Below are 14510 nucleotides of genomic sequence, written 5' to 3' on the forward strand. Positions count from 1 at the left end.
GACGGCGTCAGCAAACTAGTGCTATATCACCGTTATAGCGCTAGGAAGTTCTATGTACACGTTGCGTCGCCCAGAGCTTTGGGAAGACCGGACCGTCACCGCTGCCGAGGTTCGCGAGATCATCGCCGGACTTGACCCCGTTGCCGACTGTGCCGAGATCACGCATCTGTCGCTCGAGGTTCTGACGCCGCCAATGTTCGCTCAGATGGCTTATGCGTCTGGTTTTGCGCGCGGCGTGACGCACCCAGCCGAGGCAATCGTCACGCACCGCGCCGGCGGCTACGTGAACGCTCCGGAAAACCGCGACCGCGACACGTTGGCCTTCTTCGGACTGTTGTATCGACATGGCCCACACAGCGAGGAAATGCAGCGAGTCGTCGACCGGATCCAGCAGATCCACCACGACGTGCGCGGCGTGGGGAACAACCTACAACTTCACATCCTTGGCCTGATGATCATCGAGCCTGAGCGGTGGGCCCGCGATCTTGGCGCAGCGAACTTCTTTACCACGGTCGAGAACGACGCACGTTTTCACCTGTGGGCCGCCATCGGTCGAATGATGGGGCTCGAGGGCATCTGGTCGTCGTATGACGAGGTCGAGCCGTGGGTGGTCGCGTTCGAGAGCAGGCACTCGCGCTACACAACGGAAGCCGCCGAGCTGTATCGCGGCCAGATCAAGGCGTTCGAAGCGTGGTTTCCCGGACCGAGTAAGGCGCTCGGCGGTCAGGTTCTGACGGCCGGTCTACCGAAGCAGTACCGAAGCATGCTCGGCGCTCCACGACTCCTGCCCGGCGTAACGAGTTCGATTCGTGCTATCACGAAGGTCATTCTCGCCAGCGAGAACGCGCGACGGGTCAACCTGTCGAGCACGTGGGTCAAGGATTTCAGCAGGTTTGGCGACAATCCGGATCTCCAAGCGATGGGGTACCAACACGATGTGGCCAACGATGCGCGGTACCAGCGCGTCGGTGCGCCAGCCGACGGCTACACCTTCACCGTCGCCCGTGGCGTGGAAGCCGGCCACGCACCTGTCGGCGTGTGCCCATTGGGACACCGATAGAGCGGAAACCGGACACCCAGTCCAAACGGGCGGCGCTACGATTCGCGATGACTCGCACATTGCACGCCAGGGGAGAAGCAATGATTCCGCACCCGATCCAGGTCTTCGCTTTCAAGCAGCTTCAGTTCGGGATGAAAGTCGCGGCGAAAATCCTCGACTTCCGGCAGCCCGAATTGTTCACCGGACCGGGCTCATCGCTGCAATTGTGCGACCACATCGTCGGGACCGGCGTGACGAAGCTTCTCCTGGTCAGCGACGAGTTTCTTCTGAAGATCGGGATGCTTGCACCCATGATCGACAGGCTCGAATCGGGAGGCGTCGCCGTTTCCCTGTACACCGGTGTCCTGCCTGACCCGGCGATCGAGCAGGTCGAGGCGGGACTCGCGGTTCTGAAGGAAAACGGCTGTGCCGCAGTTCTCGCGGTCGGCGGCGGCTCGTCCATCGACGCGGCCAAGATGATCGCCGCGCGTGCCCGGAACCCGCACAGTGTCGCCCTCATGGGCGGACTCATGCGCGTGATCATTCCGCCGCTCCCGCTCTATGCCGTTCCGACCACGGCTGGAACGGGCTCCGAAGCCACGATCGGCGCAGTCATCTCGGACCCGGCGAATTCCCGCAAGTTCGTCGTCATGGACCCCAAGCTCGTGCCGCAGGCGGCGGCGCTGGACGGGGCACTGATGACGGGCCTCCCGGCTCCGGGAACGATTGCGACCGGCATGGACGCGTTGACGCACTCCATCGAGGCCTATCTGTCGGTCAACGCGACCGAGAAAACGGACGCCGAGGCACTCGCGGCGACGAAGCTGATCATGGAGAACCTGCCGGAGGTCGTGAAGAACGGCAACAACCTCGAGGCGCGCCAGCGCATGGCGATCGCCGCCTATAAGGCCGGCGTCGCGATCACGACTGCGGGGATCGGCTGGGTGCACTCGATCTCGCACAACTTCGGCGCCCTGTATCACTTGCCGCACGGGTACCTGAACGCGATCATCCTGCCGCGTGTTCTCGATCTGTATCGGCCGGTCCACCAGGCACGTCTCGCGGACTTGGCACGCGTCAGCGGAATCGAAGGCACTGACGAGGCCGCGCTCGCCGACGCGTTCATCGCCAAGGTCCGCGCGTTGAACGTGGAGTTCGGCATTCCAACTCAGCTCGACAAGCTCCAGGTCTCCGACATCCCGCAGATCGTTGAACGCGCGATGGACGAGACGCACTGGAACTACGCGGTTCCGGTCTACATGGATAAGGCCGAAACGGAATCGATGGTTCGGGACATGCTCCCGGTCTAGGCAGCGGGTCACGCCAGGGGCGTGTCGTCCAGCGCCGTCAGCAGGTCGCGCGGGGTGTCATATATCGCGATGGCACCCGCTTTCTCGAGTTCGTCATCCCCGAAGCCGCCGGAGCGAACCGCGATAGCGGGCATGCCGGCGTTCTTTGCGGCCTCGATGTCCCACACGGAGTCTCCGATCATCACGCTCGACGCATCGGACGGCACCCCGAGCTTCTTCAGCGCGACGTGCAAAAGGTCTGGGGCAGGCTTGGACGCCTCGACATCGGCGCTGCTCGTCCAGGCATCGGCGATCTCGCGAGCGTCCAGCTTGTCCAAGAACGCCTCGACGTGGTGCTCCTTCGCCGCGCTTGCCAACACCAGCCGGTGGCCGCGCTTCTTGATCGCAATCAACAGGTCGCGGGCACCGGGGAGCGTTGCCATCTCGTCGAGAAGGGGGTCGACCTCCTCGGTCTGCAGCTTCCGAACTTTGTCGCCAAGCCTCCGCTCGAGGTCCTCGCCACCAATCGCGGTGACCAGTTGGTCGCCACCCATACCGATCAGCCGATGGAGTCGCCAGATCGGAAAGGTCTCGCCCAACCTCCGAAATGCTCGGTACCAGGCCAGAGCATGCTGATAGTTCGAGTCAACGAGTGTGCCGTCGATGTCGAGGATGCCGATCGTCGAGTTGGTCATCCTTGTCGGCTACCCGACCGTGCGGCCCTCACACCGAAGCAACCTCGCGCGGACGACGCGACAGCAACCTCCGACGATTGCGCGCCTTCTGCACCGCTGCACCCCACGCCAGTTGAGACTGAGCGATCAGCTCACGGAGGAAAGCCGTGCGCTCGTTGGCGACGGCATCTGCCCCTTCTCGAGACACGATGGCGGCGACCTTACGCATCGTTGCGGCGTCAGCTTTCGCGGTGTTGCCACTGTCATACGGCGGCTGAGGATCGTATTCAATGATGAGCTGCGCCGCTCGGGCCACGTCGTCACCTGCGATTTTGCCGACCAGCCAGAGCGCCAAGTCGATTCCGGCAGACACTCCGGCGCCGGTGACGATCTTGCCGCTGTGCACAATCCGCTGGTCACGCACCGCCACCGCGCCGCGGGCCTCCAGCGCGTGCAGGTTCGCCCAGTGCGTGGTTGCCGGCTTGCCGTCCAGTAGGCCGGCACTCGCGAGGATGACCGAACCAGTGCACACCGACGCAGTCCACTGGGTGGTCTGGTGGACCTTTTGCAACCACTCGCGAACCGCGGGATCCTTGGCAGTGATTCCGGTCGCCGTGCCAGACCCGCCGATCAGCACCACGTCGGGAGCTGGGGTTTCGTCGAACGAATGCGTCGCGGCGAGTGCGAAGACCCCGGTATCCGCAATGACCGGGCCGGCTTCCTTCCAGACGAACCGAATCTGCGCACCTGGGATGAAACGCAGGACCTCGTACGGTCCCACGATGTCCAAGGCGGTCATTCCTGGATAAACGACGATCGCGATCTGCATTGTCGACTCCTCACGCATCTGCGGATGTTCTCGAATCAATCGTCAGCGCCAGACCCCGTGGCAGCAATGACAAGAAACTGACGATTTCAGCCACGCTGCAGACGCGCCAGATGCGTTCGTCGACAATTGCTCTGTGCCTGCGAAACACCTGACGGAACGCATCGTCACGATCGTTGTGTTCGATGGCTGCGCACTTCTCGACCTCGCCGGCCCAGCCGACGTGTTTCGGGCCGCGTCCCTGCTGGGCGCCGCGCCCAACTATCGACTCGTTCTGGCCTCACCCGATGGCCGGCCCATTCGCGTCGACAGCGGGATCACCATTGGCGTCGACACTTCGATACACGCCGCCGCCGAACGCGCCGACACCGACACGCTGCTCGTTGTCGGCGGCCTCGGAGTTGACCGGTTCACCAGCGACACAGCGGCTTTGGACCATATTCGGCGCATTTCAGAACACGCTCGGCGCACCACGTCGGTGTGTACCGGGTCGCTCGCGTTGGCCCGAGCCGGACTGCTCGACGGCTATCACGCCACGACGCACTGGGCCTCGTGCGAGCGCATGCGGGCCGAGCATCCACACGTCACCGTGCAACCAGACCGAATCTATGTGCACGACCGGGACCGCTGGACCTCGGCCGGTGTGACCGCCGGCATCGACGTCGCGCTCGCGTTGGTGGAGGACGACTTCGGCGCGCAGCTGGCCCACGTGGTGGCCGGTTGGCTGGTGGTTTTCGTGCGCCGACCCGGCGGTCAGTCGCAGTTCAGCGTGCATATGCGTAACCAGCCGGCGCGGACGCCTTCAATCGTCGAACTTCAGCGTTGGCTACCGAACAACCTCGACGATGACCTCAGCGTCGAAGCCCTCGCGGGGCGCGTCGGAATGAGCCCTCGGAACTTCGCGCGAGTGTTCCGCCACGAGGTCGGTGTGACACCCGGTGGGCTGGTCGAGGCACTGCGCGTCGAGGCCGCCAAATCGCTCCTGGAGACGTCGGATTTGCTCATTCCGGTCGTCGCGGAACGGGTCGGGTTCGGACGACCGGAGACACTGCATCGGGCGTTCGTCAGGCGTACGGGCACGACGCCGGGTTCGTACCGCCAGCATTTCCAGCGAACTGCGTCGTAGGTCAGCCCGGTCCGTCGGGATGTGCCAGGTCGTACGCGCGAGAAACCTTCTGAGGCACCACCATGCGCCACGCATCGACGACGAGTTCGCGTGCTTCGGTCCGGTCAAGCTCCGCAAGAATGGCGACAACCCAGTTGAATCGCAGATCGGACGGCCGAGGCAGCCGGAACTTGTGCGGTTCGGCGGCCACCAACGCTGCGCGCTCATCCTTGGGGAAGGCGAAACCCATCACCGTCTCATCGAGCGAAAACGCCACGTACACAATCTGATTGACGCGAAACTTCAAACGTCCGCGCACGTACACCTCGTACGAGCGTTCCAACCCGGCACCGAGCGGTCGAAGGTCGTCGATAACCGCCACGATCGTCATCGTAAGCCGAGGCGTTGGTCGATTCCGCCCACTGAGCGAGCGGAATCGACATCCTGCTGCTCTAGTAATGCGCAGCGAGACTCACCTGAGTGTTCGGACCTGCGCCGTTGAGCTCCCAACGGATGTAATGGTTGTTGCCGGTGACGGTGTTGGACACCCAGTGGCCAGGCACGATAATCGCGTTCCAGAACTCGACCCAGGTGCCGTTGTTCCACCACAGGAATCGGAAGTTCGCGTTGGTCGATCCTTCGCTGCCGACAAACGCGATGCCGCTACCGTTGACGACCGGCCTTCCGGTTTGCGCGTACGCCCAGTCCCAGCCCTGGACAAATGCTTGTGCACCTGAACCGTACGTGTTGCGGAACCAAGTCTGTTCGTCGGTCGTCTCGGCCGCGGACGGCTTGTAGTCGGCCGGAGGTTTCCCGGCTTCGGCTTCGGTGGCGTCAGGCGCAGCGCCCACCTCGGGAAATGGGATATCGCCGACGCGACCGGTCTCGATGACCCCGGTTATTCCCGGCGCGAAGGTGACGACCTGAAGGGTGTGGTGCTCCGAGATGGTCACGTCAGCGACGACTGACGGCGACGTGTCGGATTGAAGTGCTGCAGACATTGTGGGTTCTCCTCGGTATCGCTGCGATCCGCAGATCGCCGGAGTGGAAGCGAGTCGCCTCGGCTCGCATGGCTACCGTCGCAGCCGAACGACCGCCGGACGTGAGTAGCAGGTACTCGACTCTCGACGGCTCAATACTCAGAGGCGCCAGTCGCCACCACGCGGTACTCTGGTCGCCGACGTGAAACGACTCGAGGAGGTGAGCCCCGTGCATACTCTGTCCACTCTGGGCGCTCCTTTGAGTTCACGATCGCGCGACTGACGTAGCTGTCGCGGGGAGCGCTGCATGCACTCTCAAAGGCTACGAAAATGAATTCTTCACTTCACTCCCGTACAGCGTTGGTCCTCGGCGGCGGCGGATCGACCGGCAACGCCTGGTTGATCGGCGTCATTGCCGGTCTGTTCGATGGTGGCCTCGATGTCACCACCGCCGACCTCGTCATCGGTACGTCAGCCGGCGCCACGGCCGCTGCTCAAATCACCAGCGCCAGCCCGTCCGACCTGTTCACTGCGACTCTTGCCCCGGTTGCGTCGCAACGGGCTGGAAGCGTTCCACAGGCGGTGACCGACCAGATGGAGCGAACCGCCCGACTCATTGCCTCCGCCACGGATGCCGCTGACATGCGTCGCAGACTGGGCGCGGCGGCACTCGAGATTCCGGATCGTTCCGCGCAGTGGCGGGCGGTTGTCGGGCCGCGGCTCCCCAGCCAGTTCTGGCCGGATCAGACGGTGCACCTCACCGCGGTCGATGCCGACTCCGGCGAACCCGTCGTCTTCGATCGAGACAGCGGGGTTGACCTGGTGGACGCCGTGGCCGCCAGCTGTTCCAGTGGCTTCGCGTACCGGATCGGTCACCATCGATACATCGACGGCGGTTACCGGGCCAACGCCGACAATGCCGATCTGGCAGCCGGATATGAGCGCATCCTCGTGTTGTCACCATTCGGCGGCAGGTCGCGGACCCCGTTCGAGTGGGGTCTGCATCTGGAGACGCAGATCGACGAATTGCGTGCGGGTGGTAGCAGGGTCGAGACGATCTTCCCGGACAGCGACTCCGAGCACATGTTCGGAGTCAACGCGATGGATCTGTCGCTGCGGGCGGCCGCGGCTCAAGCCGGACACGACCAAGGTCGAGCCCGCGCGGAGGAGCTCACCGAGTTCTGGACGTGAGCGCGATCGCCGCCGCTTCGATAGCTTCCTCCGACAACAGGACGTGCCGAGCGGCATCACCCAGCGGAATGAAACTGTCCTCGCTGCAGACGCGGGCGAGCGAACCGTGGTAGCCGCCGTCGACAAGGGCTGCGATCACGCCCTCGGAAACACCGCCTGATCTGCGGGTTTCATCTACGACTAGCACGCGGCTGGTCGCGTTCGCCTCCCGGAGGATGTCCGCGACCGGCAGGGGAGCCAGCCACCGCAAATCGCCGACTCGTGTGCGGATGTCCCGTTCCGCAAGTCGGCGAGCGACTCGAAGGCTCATCCGAAGGCCGTTGCCGAAGGTAAGGATCGTGAGGTCAGGCCCGTCCCCATAGGTTCGGGCCTCACCGATCGGCGCCGGGTCGACCGGGTAGGGAGCCAGCCATTCACCGTCGCCATAGGAATAGAGATCGCGCGTTTGGTAGAGCGCGATCGGCTCGAGAAAGACGCACGGAACTCCGGCCGTCTGTGCGGCCGCCACGCACTGATGCAGCATCGCGGCCGCGTCGTCTGGACGGGCCGGCGAAGCGATGACGATTCCCGGGATGTCCCGCAGGGCGGCGATCGCGTTGTCGTTGTGGAAGTGACCGCCGAACCCCTTCTGGTAGCCATAGCCGGGAATTCGAACCACGAGGGGATTTCGGTATTGCCGGTTCGAGAAGAACTGCAGAGTCGCAGCCTCGCCGCGGATTTGGTCCGCGGCATTGTGAAGGAACGCCAGGTATTGGATCTCCGCAATCGGCAGTAATCCGGAAACACCTGCGCCGAGCGCAAGCCCGAGAATCGCCTGCTCGTCGAGCAGCGTGTCGAAGACCCGCGCTGCCCCAGCCTTCTTCATCAGCCCACGCGTGACTCCGTAAACGCCGCCTTTGCGTGCCACATCCTCCCCGAAGATCAGCGCCTCGGGATATTCGGCGAGGACCTCCTGCAGGGCGCGGTTGATCGCCGAGGCAACTGTCAACGGCGGTCCCGGCGTCGGGTTGTGTGGCAATCGGGGCTTCGCTGCCGTCGCTTCCACGGTCGCGTCTGTGAGTGGCCTCATTACCGCCGCTGCGTCGCTCAACTGCGGTGATGCGCCTACCTGCTCGGCAATCGTCCGTACCCTCGCGCGAACGTCCTCGTAGCGAGTGAGAACCTCCTTCGAGGTTAGATGTCCGGATTCGATCAGTCGTCGCGCGGTACACAAGACCGGATCGCGGTCATAGTCTGCGGTGATGTCCGCACGACTGCGGTACGCGGCCTCGTAGTCCGAACCCGCGTGGCCCATCAGCCGGACGGTTCGCAGGTGAAGAAACGCCGGCTTGCGTTGTGTACGAACCCATTCGGCTGCGTTCAAAGCCGTCGAATAGGTGTCGCACACGTCGGATCCGTCCGCCGCGAAGTACGCGAGACCATCGCGGAGTGCGAAGTTCGAGGCGATCCACCCCGTTGGGGTTTTGGTGCTGACTCCGATCCCGTTGTCCTCACACACGAGCAGGAGGGGGAGCGGTACGCCCTGGTAAGCCGTGTGAATTGCAGTGTTTATTGCTCCGAGCGCGGTCGAATGGTTCACCGACGCGTCTCCGAAACTGCACACGACGATGGCATCGGCCGGCCACGCGCACCGCACCCCGAGTTTGGCGGCGCGGTCGATCGAGAACGCCACCCCGACCGCGCGCGGCAGGTGCGACGCAACCGTCGAGGTCTGTGGAATGACGTTGAGATCGAATCGGCCGAAGACCTTGTGCCGACCACCCGCGATCGGCTCGTCGGCGGCCGCGACGAGCCCGAGTAGGACGTCTCGCAACGGGTCGCTGCCGCCCTGGACCTGCGCCGCACGAGCGAGAAAGAAGCCACCGGACCGATAGTGGAGCAGCGCCGGGTCGGTGGGTCTCAAGGCCGCGGCGATCGCGGCATTTCCTTCGTGACCCGACGAGCCGATCGTGTAAAAACCTTTGTCCTGTTCCCGCAGCCAACGTGCCGCAAGATCGAGATGCCGGCTGCTGACCTGGGCATCGAACAGGCTGAGCAGTTGTCGCGCAGGCAGGGCGCATCCTGCTTCAACCAGATCACGGGTCGTCCGCGGCGGTTCGTCGATGGCGCCAATCGTCGTGGTGAAGTACTCATCGATCGGCTCGGCGGTCATCCGAAGTTCACGCCCTGCGCGAGGGGGAGTTCGCCGGAATAGTTGATCGTGTTCGTGGCGCGACGCATGTACCCGCGCCACGCGTCCGAACCCGATTCCCGGCCCCCACCGGTCGTCTTCTCGCCACCGAACGCGCCTCCGATTTCCGCGCCCGAGGTCCCGATGTTGACGTTGACAATGCCGCAGTCGGAACCGTCTGCCGCCATGAAGCGCTCGGCTTCACGCTGGTCGGTGGTGAAGATCCCCGAAGACAGCCCTTGCGGAACGGCGTTGTGCAGCGCAATTGCTTCGTCGAGGGTTCGGTAGGTAAGCACGTACAGGATCGGCGCGAACGTTTCGCGGTGGACAATCGCGGACTGCGCGGGCATCCGCACAATCGCCGGCTCGACGTAGAACGAAGACTCGTTGCTCTCGTGCCGCACTCCGCCGGCAAGGATCTCGCCACCTTCAGCGACTGCACTGTCCAGAGCCTTGACCATGTTGGCGTAGGCATTGCCATCGATCAGGGGGCCGACGAGCGTGCCGTCCGCGAAGGGGTCACCGATCGGCAGCCGTCCGTAGACCTGCGAGATCCGGCCAACGAGTTCGTCCGCGATCGACTCGTGGACAATCACCCGCCGCAACGTCGTGCAGCGCTGACCCGCAGTTCCGGCGGCGGCGAAGACGATGCCGCGCGTCGCGAGATCCAGATCCGCAGACGGTGCGACAACCACCGCATTATTGCCACCGAGTTCGAGGATCATCCGCCCGAATCGCGCCGCGATCCGCGGGGCGATCTCTCCGCCCATCCGTTCCGAGCCGGTTGCACTGATCAGCGGCACCTTCGGGCTGTCGATCAGGACGTGCGCGTCGGCGGCGGACACCGGGACAAGGACATTCAGGTTCTCCGGCGCACCGGATTCGGCGGCAGCACGCTCGAAGAGGGCCGAACATGCGGCCGCAGTCAGGGTCGCGACCTGCGCCGGCTTCCACACCACGGAGTCACCGCACACAATGGCCAGCGCGAGATTCCACGACCAGACCGCAGCCGGAAAATTGAAGGCAGAGATGACACCGACGACGCCGAGGGGGTGCCAGGTTTCCATCAGGCGGTGTCCCGGCCGCTCCGAAGGCATCGTTCTCCCCTCGAGTTGACGCGAGAGCCCGACCGCAAAGTCGCAGATATCGATCATCTCCTGGGCCTCGCCGAGGGCTTCGGACCGGATCTTGCCGACTTCGATCGTGATCAGATCCGCGATGTCCTGCTTGTGCTCAACGAGCAACTGCCCGAACCTCTTGATGAGCGCTCCGCGGATCGGCCCCGGAACGATTCGCCACCGCAGGAAGGCCTCGTGCGCGGCATCGATGGCGGCCGCAACGTCCGCCGCGTCTCCCGCCGGAAACTCGAAGAGGTCGTCACCGGTAATCGGTGTGCGGGCCAGGACCGTCTTGCTCGACCTAGTAGCGGTCGTGACGCCGCAACGATGCAGGCTGTTGCGGGCGATCGTGCGCAGTTCGTCCGTGGTCGGCAGGGCGACGGAAGTGGCCATTTCGGGCCTCCTGGGCGAATGACCGGTTCCCCTTCATGGTCGTCCGTGCAGGCGCTCGGCGCCAGTCACGCCTATTCCGGTCGCGTGAAGACCAGAAGATTGCCGGTGGCCTGCTGGCGGACCTCGCCGTGTTGATTGATGGTCTTGTATGTCGTCGTGAGGAATCCGCGGTCGGGATTCGACTTCGACCGGCGCACGTCGGTGACTTCCAACTCGACGTGAAGGACATCCCCTGGGCGGGTCGGACTCGGCCAGGCGAGTTGGATCGAAGCGCCGATAATGCCGGTCGCGATCGGGACGTCGCCGACCAGCAACTTCATGGTTATGGCCGCCGTGTGCCATCCACTCGCGGCGAGACCGTTGAAGAAGGTCTCTTCCGCAGCTTGCTCACTGAGATGGAACGGTTGCGGATCCCACTCGTCGGCGAACTCATAGATCGCCTTGGCGGTCACCTCGTAGGTGCCGGTCGTGAAACGGTCGCCGACATTGATGTCTTCGAGCCACAGGGGTTTCGTCACGGTGCCGCCATCCGATCGTTGACTTTCATGACGAGCGGCGTCAGCGCGGCGAGATCTCGATCGGCGTCCGGCTCTCCGGCTTGGTCGTCAACGTGGCGACCAAGCCGATCACCGGGCCGAGCAGCCAATATTTGCGGTTGATGAGCTTTCGGATGCGGGGACTGTCCGTGTAGTCGAGCAGCCGCGCCGACCCCTGGACGACCGGCGTGCCGGCCTTCACCTTTCCGCGCGCATCGCACGGCTGCAATGTGACGTCGGAATTGCGGCGAACCCGCTTGACCTTGAACGTGTCGGTCTCGGAGAGGAAGTACAGCTTTCCGTCGGCGGGGGCGATCCATACCGGCGTCGACACCGGCGTCCCGTCCTTGCGGTAACTCGTAAATGCCACGTAGCTGGATTTGCCGACGACGTCCCAATCTGAGGTCATTTGGCAATTATCACCCCTGCCGTCGACGACTTCGATGCCCATCTCGAAGTTCCGGCCGCGTACGGTAGAAGGTGTCTAGGACGTTGATGTATCGGCAACTCGCCATTACCCCGTCCTCGACAATTCAGAATCGAGCGCCACGATGGATTCGAACGAATCCCGGCCAGCCACATCAACGACCGAAACTGCCGCGGCGTGTCCCGTCTGCGCGCATGGACCCGAGGCTCACGGCCCCATTGGACTGCATTTTTGCGCGACAACAGCGGAACAGAAATTCGAGCGGCGTTGCATTTGCGTTGGCGAGCAGGCGCCGGGGCCGTACTACGTCCGCTATCGGTCGACGACCGGCGCCTAAGCGTAAGCGGGTAGGCTGAGGCTATCGGGACCGTTCAGGTTCCCAAGGTGAGGACGGTCATGTCCGACAAATCCCCCCGAGGCTCAAAATCGCTGGGCTCCGGAAAATCGATCAAAGAAAAGCGTGCCGAAAAGCGCGATGCCAAGAAGCCTTCGGCCCCAGAGGACGTTGTCACCAAGCTCAGTAAGAAGAAGTGATGCACCGCGCAGAAGCCGACGGGCCCTCGCAGAGTCCCGAGGAACTGGAAGCGATCACGCACGGTCTGGCTCGACATGTCGTCGCAGGCCACAGTGAGTCCGCTGAAGAATGCATGTACTTCTTGACGATGCTCGGCATCCAAGCCGGGCCATCCAGGGCCTCGGACGGGTCGGTATAGATCCGGACCACATTGGCGATTCGTTTCAGATCCTGCCCGCAGAGTCCGAATCGCCAAGTTTTCGGCTGTCCGCACACGAAAGTCCCCCGCACGTAGTGCAGGGGACTTTCGTGTTCAAGGCTGCGATCAGAGGTTCGAGCCACAGGTCGGCCAGGCGCCGGCACCCTGAGCGGCGAAAACCTTCTCGGCGATCGCGATCTGGGCGTTGCGCGAAGCAAGGTCCGGACGCTCGGCGTACTGGCCACCGCCGTACGCGTTCCAGGTGCTGAGGTCGAACTGGAGACCACCGTAGTAGCCGTTGCCAGTGTTGATGGCCCAGTTGCCACCGGCCTCACACTGTGCTACACCGTCCCAGTTGTGGGGTCCGGTGTATTCCGGCGCGTCGACGACAGCGGCCGGCACGATGACCGGAGCCGGAGCCGGAGCAGGCACTGCAGCAATCGTGGTGGCTACGGCCGGGGCCGGCTCCGAAGCCATGGCAACGCCGATCGGGGCGGCAGCGAGTGCGGACATCGCGCCAACGAGGACGAACATGCGGGTGGTCGAAATCTGGAGGTCGGCCATGGGGAAAAAATTTCCTCTCGCCGCTCGACGGATTCAGTCGGCCTGTCCCATTAGGGTTGGGTACCGGTCGGGGGACAGGTCGATCAGCGCCGATCCGGTGCGTCCGAAGTTAAGAACTTTTGTTTTCGGAACGAGAATTAATTTACCAGAATTCGACGTCTGTTCGATACGAAAATTGCCCGCCGGATTTAGTGAACCGCGCCACAGAATTCATATAAGTGCAGGTCAGAGCACTTTTCGATAAATGTTGATCAATTACTTCGGGTGCTCCGCATGAACGGCGTCACAACCCGAATGTGGTGCGCGCCACCCGCCACAGTCGACGATCGCAACCATTTGTGACGCGCGCCAAAGATCGACGAAACATTTCTTCTCCGCAATGCCAGACATTGCGGAGGCTGAGCGAGATACTCGAAGTAGGAGATAGGACTGCACTGACGCTGTCCCGGCCTCGGACGAGGTCGACCTGATCAGGAGGGCTACAACGTGGTCGCCACATCCGAGGTTCGCACCCTGTCCAACGAGCGCCGAGTCAACCGAGTCGAGTTCACCGGAGGCAGTATTCAATCGCGCGTTCTCGCGGCGACCCTCCGGAACACCGTCCGACCGGCGATCAACATCTGGGCGCTCGCGCCCCATCTGCCCTGGCCGTACCAGGCCGTCGATCATCTCGGGCGTCTACTGCGTCTGACCCGCGGCACCACGCATCGTTCGGTATCGCTTCCCAACTGTTCCGCGGAAATAACCCGTCCGGAGAACGTGCTCAGCGATCGCCATGTCATTTATATGCACGGCGGCGCTTTCATCGTCGGCGGCCGCTACCTGCATCGCCAGCTGATTTCGAAGCTCGCCGCATCGCTTCACTCCGAGGTACTCGCGGTCGACTACCGAATGCTGCCGAAACACACGATCACCGACGGCGTCGAAGACTGCGTGGATGCTTACCGCTACGCGTTGGCCCAGGGCGTACCCCCCGAAAAAATCGCCTTCATGGGCGACTCCGCTGGTGCGTACCTGGTGTTCATGACAGCCTTGGTCGCTCGCGAGCAGGGTCTGCCGATGCCCGGAGCGATCGTGTCCATGGCGCCGGTCGTCGACCTCGACCTGTTCGTGAAACTCGATGCGCCGAGCGCTCGCACCGACGCCCTCTTCACCCAGCGCTTCGCGCTTGCGTTCCACGGGTTTGTGATGCGTCGTTGCGCCGAACCCGAGACCCGCCGCCTTCCGATCGATGAAGACCTGACCGGGCTTTCGCCCTCGCTCATTCAAGTCAGCTCGACTGAACTGCTGTACCCCGACGCCGAGCTGATGGCGAACGAGTTGGCCAAGGCCGGCGTACCGCATCAACTCCAGGTGTGGCACAACCAAATCCACGTCTTCCAGGCGGCGGCGTCGATCGTCCCCGAGGCTGCTCGTGCTCTCGTCGAGGTCACACAGTTCGTCGAAGCGACGTTCGCCGCGAACGCGCGCCAGCAGACGGCCTGA

17 protein-coding genes are annotated in these 14510 nt (G+C 63.5%); 8 read left to right on the forward strand and 9 right to left on the reverse strand.

Annotated features, from left to right (window positions below):
* Window positions 1-52: 52 nt before the first annotated feature.
* Both F600_RS28810 and F600_RS0117670 read left to right on the forward strand, forming a co-directional pair.
* A complete protein-coding gene (locus tag F600_RS28810; protein WP_018161970.1) occupies window positions 53-1060 on the forward strand; it encodes an oxygenase MpaB family protein in 1008 nt (335 codons plus the stop codon).
* 80 nt (window positions 1061-1140) lie between these two features.
* Window positions 1141-2349: an iron-containing alcohol dehydrogenase gene (locus F600_RS0117670; protein ID WP_018161971.1), complete on the forward strand. Its 1209-nt coding sequence runs from the start codon at window positions 1141-1143 to the stop codon at window positions 2347-2349.
* An 8-nt stretch (window positions 2350-2357) separates the two neighbouring features.
* On the opposite strand, the gene F600_RS0117675 is transcribed toward F600_RS0117670, so the two are convergent.
* Together F600_RS0117675 and F600_RS0117680 are read right to left on the reverse strand one after the other, a co-directional pair.
* Window positions 2358-3023, reverse strand: a complete 666-nt coding sequence (locus F600_RS0117675) for an HAD family hydrolase (protein WP_018161972.1) — start codon at window positions 3021-3023, stop codon at window positions 2358-2360.
* Between the two features lie 28 nt (window positions 3024-3051).
* Complete coding sequence (locus F600_RS0117680) at window positions 3052-3831, reverse strand: DJ-1/PfpI family protein (RefSeq protein WP_026306650.1); 780 nt, start codon at window positions 3829-3831, stop codon at window positions 3052-3054.
* Window positions 3832-3964: 133 nt separating this feature from the next.
* On the opposite strand from F600_RS0117680, the gene F600_RS0117685 reads away from it, so the two are divergent.
* Window positions 3965-4954 carry a GlxA family transcriptional regulator gene (locus tag F600_RS0117685; RefSeq protein ID WP_018161974.1) on the forward strand — a complete coding sequence of 330 codons (990 nt, stop codon included), beginning with the start codon at window positions 3965-3967 and terminating at the stop codon, window positions 4952-4954.
* A 1-nt stretch (window position 4955) separates the two neighbouring features.
* Here F600_RS0117685 and F600_RS0117690 read toward each other — a convergent pair whose 3' ends face one another.
* On the reverse strand, window positions 4956-5324 hold the full coding sequence (locus F600_RS0117690) for an MmcQ/YjbR family DNA-binding protein (protein ID WP_018161975.1): 369 nt from the start codon (window positions 5322-5324) through the stop codon (window positions 4956-4958).
* Window positions 5325-5385: 61 nt separating this feature from the next.
* The gene (locus F600_RS0117695) at window positions 5386-5934 is read right to left on the reverse strand and encodes a hypothetical protein (protein WP_018161976.1); all 549 of its coding nucleotides are present in this window, start codon (window positions 5932-5934) and stop codon (window positions 5386-5388) included.
* 309 nt (window positions 5935-6243) lie between these two features.
* Between F600_RS0117695 and F600_RS0117700 the strand changes: the two genes are divergently transcribed.
* Window positions 6244-7104 carry a patatin-like phospholipase family protein gene (locus F600_RS0117700; protein ID WP_040631810.1) on the forward strand — a complete coding sequence of 287 codons (861 nt, stop codon included), beginning with the start codon at window positions 6244-6246 and terminating at the stop codon, window positions 7102-7104.
* Here the strand turns inward: F600_RS0117700 and F600_RS0117705 are convergent.
* The 4 genes from F600_RS0117705 to F600_RS0117720 all read right to left on the reverse strand — a co-directional run bounded on the left by F600_RS0117705 (window position 7085) and on the right by F600_RS0117720 (window position 11730).
* A complete protein-coding gene (locus tag F600_RS0117705) occupies window positions 7085-9256 on the reverse strand; it encodes a thiamine pyrophosphate-dependent enzyme (RefSeq protein ID WP_018161978.1) in 2172 nt (723 codons plus the stop codon). The two genes, F600_RS0117700 and F600_RS0117705, sit on opposite strands and share 20 nt — an antisense overlap.
* A complete protein-coding gene (amaB, locus tag F600_RS0117710) occupies window positions 9253-10785 on the reverse strand; it encodes an L-piperidine-6-carboxylate dehydrogenase (RefSeq protein ID WP_018161979.1) in 1533 nt (510 codons plus the stop codon). Before amaB ends, F600_RS0117705 begins: the two co-directional genes overlap by 4 nt.
* Window positions 10786-10856: 71 nt before the next feature.
* Window positions 10857-11303: a MaoC family dehydratase gene (locus F600_RS0117715; RefSeq protein WP_018161980.1), complete on the reverse strand. Its 447-nt coding sequence runs from the start codon at window positions 11301-11303 to the stop codon at window positions 10857-10859.
* Window positions 11304-11343: 40 nt separating this feature from the next.
* Window positions 11344-11730 carry a PPOX class F420-dependent oxidoreductase gene (locus F600_RS0117720; protein WP_018161981.1) on the reverse strand — a complete coding sequence of 129 codons (387 nt, stop codon included), beginning with the start codon at window positions 11728-11730 and terminating at the stop codon, window positions 11344-11346.
* Window positions 11731-11872: 142 nt separating this feature from the next.
* On the opposite strand from F600_RS0117720, the gene F600_RS32720 reads away from it, so the two are divergent.
* Genes F600_RS32720 through F600_RS32175 form a run of 3 tightly spaced genes read left to right on the forward strand, consistent with a single transcriptional unit; the run spans window position 11873 to window position 12461 of the window.
* Window positions 11873-12085 (forward strand): RGCVC family protein, encoded by a 213-nt coding sequence (locus tag F600_RS32720; RefSeq protein WP_211220086.1) that lies wholly within the window; start codon window positions 11873-11875, stop codon window positions 12083-12085.
* Window positions 12086-12144: 59 nt separating this feature from the next.
* Window positions 12145-12282: a hypothetical protein gene (locus F600_RS32030; protein ID WP_169518413.1), complete on the forward strand. Its 138-nt coding sequence runs from the start codon at window positions 12145-12147 to the stop codon at window positions 12280-12282.
* Window positions 12282-12461 (forward strand): hypothetical protein, encoded by a 180-nt coding sequence (locus F600_RS32175; RefSeq protein ID WP_211220087.1) that lies wholly within the window; start codon window positions 12282-12284, stop codon window positions 12459-12461. The genes F600_RS32030 and F600_RS32175 overlap by 1 nt, the downstream gene beginning before the upstream one ends.
* Window positions 12462-12587: 126 nt before the next feature.
* Here F600_RS32175 and F600_RS32565 read toward each other — a convergent pair whose 3' ends face one another.
* Complete coding sequence (locus tag F600_RS32565; protein WP_018161983.1) at window positions 12588-13025, reverse strand: transglycosylase family protein; 438 nt, start codon at window positions 13023-13025, stop codon at window positions 12588-12590.
* Window positions 13026-13511: 486 nt separating this feature from the next.
* Here F600_RS32565 and F600_RS0117730 point away from each other — a divergent pair, with 486 nt between their 5' ends.
* Entirely contained in the window at window positions 13512-14510 is a 999-nt protein-coding gene (locus F600_RS0117730) for an alpha/beta hydrolase (RefSeq protein WP_018161984.1), read from the forward strand.

The sequence above is a fragment of the Smaragdicoccus niigatensis DSM 44881 = NBRC 103563 genome, from assembly GCF_000380645.1.
Taxonomy (GTDB): domain Bacteria; phylum Actinomycetota; class Actinomycetes; order Mycobacteriales; family Mycobacteriaceae; genus Smaragdicoccus; species Smaragdicoccus niigatensis.

Excerpts from the sequence above, each read along its gene's own strand:
- F600_RS32030 (WP_169518413.1), top strand. The coding sequence starts at position 12,145 with ATGTCCGACAAATCCCCCCGAGGCTCAAAATCGCTGGGCTCCGGAAAA.
- F600_RS32175 (WP_211220087.1), top strand. The coding sequence starts at position 12,282 with ATGCACCGCGCAGAAGCCGACGGGCCCTCGCAGAGTCCCGAGGAACTG.
- F600_RS0117670 (WP_018161971.1), top strand. The coding sequence starts at position 1,141 with ATGATTCCGCACCCGATCCAGGTCTTCGCTTTCAAGCAGCTTCAGTTC.
- F600_RS0117680 (WP_026306650.1), bottom strand. The coding sequence starts at position 3,831 with ATGCAGATCGCGATCGTCGTTTATCCAGGAATGACCGCCTTGGACATC.
- F600_RS0117675 (WP_018161972.1), bottom strand. The coding sequence starts at position 3,023 with ATGACCAACTCGACGATCGGCATCCTCGACATCGACGGCACACTCGTT.
- F600_RS28810 (WP_018161970.1), top strand. The coding sequence starts at position 53 with ATGTACACGTTGCGTCGCCCAGAGCTTTGGGAAGACCGGACCGTCACC.
- F600_RS32565 (WP_018161983.1), bottom strand. The coding sequence starts at position 13,025 with ATGGCCGACCTCCAGATTTCGACCACCCGCATGTTCGTCCTCGTTGGC.
- F600_RS0117720 (WP_018161981.1), bottom strand. The coding sequence starts at position 11,730 with ATGACCTCAGATTGGGACGTCGTCGGCAAATCCAGCTACGTGGCATTT.
- F600_RS0117700 (WP_040631810.1), top strand. The coding sequence starts at position 6,244 with ATGAATTCTTCACTTCACTCCCGTACAGCGTTGGTCCTCGGCGGCGGC.
- F600_RS0117705 (WP_018161978.1), bottom strand. The coding sequence starts at position 9,256 with ATGACCGCCGAGCCGATCGATGAGTACTTCACCACGACGATTGGCGCC.
- F600_RS0117690 (WP_018161975.1), bottom strand. The coding sequence starts at position 5,324 with ATGACGATCGTGGCGGTTATCGACGACCTTCGACCGCTCGGTGCCGGG.
- F600_RS32720 (WP_211220086.1), top strand. The coding sequence starts at position 11,873 with ATGGATTCGAACGAATCCCGGCCAGCCACATCAACGACCGAAACTGCC.
- amaB (WP_018161979.1), bottom strand. The coding sequence starts at position 10,785 with ATGGCCACTTCCGTCGCCCTGCCGACCACGGACGAACTGCGCACGATC.
- F600_RS0117695 (WP_018161976.1), bottom strand. The coding sequence starts at position 5,934 with ATGTCTGCAGCACTTCAATCCGACACGTCGCCGTCAGTCGTCGCTGAC.